Origin of the sequence: Runella zeae DSM 19591, from assembly GCF_000423565.1 — a bacterium.
GTDB lineage: Bacteria > Bacteroidota > Bacteroidia > Cytophagales > Spirosomataceae > Runella > Runella zeae.
In genome coordinates this window covers 38,708-41,068 of the sequence record NZ_KE384047.1, presented here as the reverse complement: position 1 = coordinate 41,068, position 2,361 = coordinate 38,708, and the positions used below count along the sequence as shown (strand labels likewise).

Below are 2,361 nucleotides of genomic sequence, written 5' to 3'. Positions count from 1 at the left end.
AATCCTATACACTTAATTTTTCGGGGGCAAACTTCACAAAAAAATCAAGGGACTGGGGATTCCGCATGGTATCACGACTAGCCACTTTGGCGGGATTTATCCCCATCAATATTTTTTTGACGGGTGCTTCCATTTTTTTACCACTTATGGTATATGGAATTTCCGAAATCGCATAAATCGCGTCAGGTACGTGGCGCGGACTAAAACGTGTTCGCAATTCGTGATTGATTTTCGACTTTAAATCATCAGTCAGCTTCTGCCCCTTAGCAGGAACCACAAACAAAGGCATAAAATACTTACCGCCTTCTTGTTCGAGGCACACTACTAGGCTATCAGCTATATCTTCTACACTCTCCACGGCGCTGTAGATTTCACTGGTTCCGATGCGTACTCCGTCGCGGTTGAGCGTTGCGTCAGAACGCCCATAAATCACCACGCCTTCGCGCTCCGTAATCTGAATCCAATCGCCATGCCGCCATACGCCAGGATAATCTTCAAAATAACTCGCCCGATAACGCTGGTTTTGGGGATCGTTCCAGAAATAAATGGGCATTGAGGGCATGGGTTGTGTGATGACCATTTCGCCTAGTTCATTCCTAACCGACTGTCCTTTTTCATCGTAAGCCTCTAATTTACAACCCAATAATCGACACTGAATTTCGCCTGCATAAAGGGGCAGTGTAGGACATCCTCCCACAAACCCGCTACAAATATCAGTACCGCCACTTAGCGAAATCAGCCACACATCTTTTTTGAAGGTTTTATAAACCCATTCAAAACCCTCAGCAGGTAAAGGCGATCCCGTAGAACCGATAGTTTGGAGTTGGTTAAATTTGTATCCTTGTAAGTTGATACCCGCCTTCATACAAGCAATATAATAAGCAGCACCGCCTCCAAAATGATTGATTTTGGCTTTTTCGGCCAAATCCCACAGTACATTCAGGTTTGGAAAAGCTGCCGCCCCTTCATAAAGCACCAGCGTAGCCCCCACTAGCATCGAAGCTACCGAAAAATTCCACATCATCCAGCCAGTGGTCGAATACCAAAAATAACGGTCGCCAGGCTTCACATTTTGATGAATAGAAAGTACCTTGAAGTGTTCGAGCAAACAGCCTCCCACACTATGAGTAATCGCCTTGGGCTTACCCGTAGTACCCGACGAATAAAGTATCCACAACGGATGCCCAAAAGGTACGGGCGTAAACTCAAGGGTCGAAAAGGGAGTTTTGAGCACATCCCCCCACAAAACAGTCTGTACAGACTTGGCCTGAGGATTCAGAAAGGGCAGGAGAACTGTTTTTTTTACGGTAGGAAGTTGAGCTATCAAATCCCCTATCAGTGGCAGCTTGTCATAAGCTTTGCCATTGTAAGTATAACCGTCGGTCAAAAACAACACTTTAGGCTCAATTTGCTGAAAACGATCAAGAATGCTTGCGGTTCCGAAATCGGGCGAGCAACTCGACCACACCGCTCCAAGCGAGTTGGTAGCCAAAAAAGCAATTACGGCTTGGGGGCCATTGGGCAATACCCCCGCGACTCTATCCCCCACTCCCACACCCGCTTGTCTGAGAAAAGCCGCTACAGCACCTACTTGTTTTTCAAGCTCACGCCACGAAAGCTCACGCAATGCCTCACGTTCAGACTGATACATGATAGCAGGTCGGGAAGTATTTTTGTGACGAAAGATATGCTCGGCATAGTTGATAGTAGCACCTCTAAACCACTCTGTACCAATAAAATCTTTAGAAGATCTTATCAATACATCAAAATATAGGCTATGACTCTTAATGTCGTTGAATTGCCAAATACTTTCCCAAAAATCTTCTAAATCAGTCACCGACCAATCCCATAAATCATGGTAGTTTTTGAAGTAAAGTCCTTTCTTAACAAACAACCAATTTTGGAACTTTTTGAGGTTAGATTGTTCCACAAAATTGCGGGACGGCGTCCAAAGTGGTTTCACAGATACACGGTCAGTCATCACAGCGATAAAGTTAATAGGATAGGATGGATTTTTGATTAAACGTGCAAATCCATCCTTTTGAGATATATTAATGATAAAAAATCATCTTTCCCCAAAATTTCGTACCTTTGTATGGCTGATTATCAGGCAATTTCGCCAAAATAACCAACAGCCAAATATTCATTTACATAATTCAATAATTACAGTAGTGATACTGCAAGCTCAATGAAAAAAAGCAATAAAACTCCCGGCAACGAGCCATTTTACAGTAAGTTTAAAAAAGATCCAGAAGGGACTTCCAACAAAGTAAGTAAGTCTTACGATTTCAAACCTTCCAGAAAATCAGCAGAAGAACGCTTCGACAAACCTGCCTTCAAAAAACCTTTCGACAAAAAAGG

General features: G+C 43.5%; 1 protein-coding gene. It reads right to left on the bottom strand.

Features of this window, described 5'->3' with window-relative positions; all coding sequences use genetic code 11:
* Nucleotides 1–4: 4 nt before the first annotated feature.
* Nucleotides 5–1,981 carry an acetoacetate--CoA ligase gene (locus G563_RS0132225; RefSeq protein WP_028668968.1) on the bottom strand — a complete coding sequence of 659 codons (1,977 nt, stop codon included), beginning with the start codon at nt 1,979–1,981 and terminating at the stop codon, nt 5–7.
* Between the last annotated feature and the right edge of the window lie 380 nt (nt 1,982–2,361).

Coding starts and splice junctions, on each gene's coding strand:
- G563_RS0132225 (WP_028668968.1), bottom strand. CDS start 1,981: ATGACTGACCGTGTATCTGTGAAACCACTTTGGACGCCGTCCCGCAAT.